The sequence below is a fragment of the Spirillospora sp. NPDC052242 genome (assembly GCF_040679555.1).
Classification (GTDB): Bacteria; Actinomycetota; Actinomycetes; order Streptosporangiales; family Streptosporangiaceae; genus Spirillospora.
In genome coordinates, this window is the sequence record NZ_JBFAUZ010000112.1 from 1 (window position 1) to 2292 (window position 2292).

The window sequence follows — 2292 nt, forward strand, 5'->3', positions numbered from 1 at the left end:
GGCGTTCCCGCCCTGGGCAGTCACCACCGGGGTCTGGGGGGTGAGCGGGGGGTATACCGCCGTGCTGCCGCCGCCGCCGGCCTCCCCGCCCCGGCGGGGGCGGGCCCCCCGCCCCGGCCACGGCACGTTTCAGCAAAACGGCCGATAATGGTCATATTCGGCGTCACCCCCGAAAACGGACCCGATCCGTCATCCAAGATCATTAAGTTCGCGGTGTGACCACGCCTCCGGACGCCCACGGCGCCGACGACCAGCCGCGCGATCCCTCCCAGGGGCCGTCGGGCGCCGTCCCCTTCCCGGACACCCCGGGATCGGGCGCCGTCCCCTTCTCGACGCCCCCGTCGGGAGCCGTCCCCTTCCCGGATCCCCCCGGCACGGGCGCCCTGCCCTTCACGGACCTCCCCGAGATGGACGCCGCCCCACCCCCGGGCCGGCCGGGAACGGGCGCCGCCCCCTTCCCGTCGTCCTCCTGGCCCGCGCCCGGCCCGCCGAACCAGGGCGCTCCGCCCGTGGGCGGCCCGCAGCCGCCGGAGGAACCGGCGCGGACGAGCGGGCTCGCCGTCACCGCACTCGTGACCGGACTCGTCGGGCTCGTCCCGCTCGCCCTCGGGTTCGGCATCGCCGCGCTCGTCCACCGGCGGCGCAAGACCCGGACGGGCAAGAGCTTCGCGATCGTGGGCATCGCCGCGGCCGCCGCCTGGTCGGCGGCCGTCTCGGTGCTCCTGCCCGTCGCGGTCGAAACGGTGTTCACGCCCGAGCGCGACGCGTCGGGCTCGATCTCGGAGTCCGGCACGACGGCGTTCTCGGCGCTGCGGAAGGGCGACTGCTTCACCGACTACGACTCCACCGAGCGGCTCCGGCTGGTGCGGGCGGTGCCGTGCGCCGAACCCCACACGGGCGAGGTCGTCATGCACACCGCGCTGCCGGACGGGCCGTGGCCGGGCGAGGATCGCGCCCAGCGGGCGGCCCACGTCGTGTGCGGTCGCGAGATCGGCCGGCTGCGCAAGAGCCCCCTGTACCCGGCCCTCAAGCCCTACACCGAGGTGCCCAACAACGTGGGATGGAAGACGGGCCGCCGGAAGACCATCTGCGCCGTCCACCACGACGACGAGCGGAAGGGCGGCCTGGCCGACACGGTGAACACCGAGCTGCGCACCTACGAGGAACTCTCCCGCTGGCGCTGCATCAAGGGCTGGGCCCAGGAGAAGCATCCCCTCGTCTCCCCGGTGTCCTGCTCCAGGCCGCACTTCGCCCAGGTCTTCGCCACCTACGAGTTCCAGCCCGGCCTGGAGGACGACCCGCTCTCGTATCCGCCGTATCCGGACAGGAAGGCGCTCGAGCAGCAGGTGATGAGCCAGTGCGAGGCGCACGCCGTCAAGACCTGGCCCCGGCTGCCGAGGCCCGACCTCCAACTGTTCGTGGTGCCGCCCCACCCGTACGACTGGGAGATCGGGATCCGGACGGTCGTGTGCATGGTCAACGTGCCCGGCGAACGCCTGCGAGGCTCCCTCGCCCCCCGCTGACCGGCGAACCCCCGAAGCGATCATGTTTCGGCATCAAGTGCCGAAAGCACACGGTCCGTTATGCGGGATCATTACATTGCCGCGCGATCCCGGGGCCGTTTGCGCCCTCGGGCGTGATCCCGGGCCCGCCGCCCGTGCCACCGCCGCACCGGCCGGAGGCGCCGGCGCCGACCTACGCGGGGGTCGAGCCGGACGCCACGGAGATCACGCTCGTGAAGGCCGTCCCCTGCGACGGGCCCCACCAGGGCGAGGTGATCGCGGTCGCCCCTCTCAGCGCGGCGCCGCAGGTGGAAGGGGTGCGACAGCAAGACTCGACACCCGGCTGGCCGAGACTCTCGACCCGAGCCTGACGAGCTGCGCGGCACTGGAGGTCGGCAAGTGCATCGAGGACCTCGACGACCTCGACTACGAGACGTGGCCCGTCCAGATCGCCCGGCCGGTCCCGTGCACGCGGCCGCACCGCTACCAGCTCTACGCGAACCTCGACGTCCCCGCCTTCGAGGGCGCGACGTGGCACCCGCGCCCGCAGCAGGAGATCGACGAGAAGGCCGACCGTGAGTGCGCCGCGAAGGCTCAGCGGATGCTCCCCCGCGCACACGCCGTCGAACTGGAGATCACCTGGCTCGTCGGCAAGCCCGAGCAGGGGATACGGAACGCGCCCGTCATCTGCTTCGTCCACGTGGACGACTCGGTCGGCGAGGGCGGCGAGGGCGGGGCGGTGGGCGACGAGGACGACCGTGCGGTCGGCGGTGAGGCGGCGGACGGCCTC

The 2292-nt window shown here is 73.2% G+C and carries 2 protein-coding genes; both read left to right on the top strand.

Annotated features, from left to right (window positions below; translation table 11 throughout):
• Positions 1–215: 215 nt before the first annotated feature.
• The gene (locus tag AB0L25_RS41010; RefSeq protein WP_500179052.1) at positions 216–1523 is read left to right on the top strand and encodes a DUF4190 domain-containing protein; all 1308 of its coding nucleotides are present in this window, start codon (positions 216–218) and stop codon (positions 1521–1523) included.
• A 580-nt stretch (positions 1524–2103) separates the two neighbouring features.
• A partial coding sequence (locus AB0L25_RS41015) for a hypothetical protein (protein ID WP_500179054.1) occupies positions 2104–2292 on the top strand: 189 nt, incomplete at its 3' end.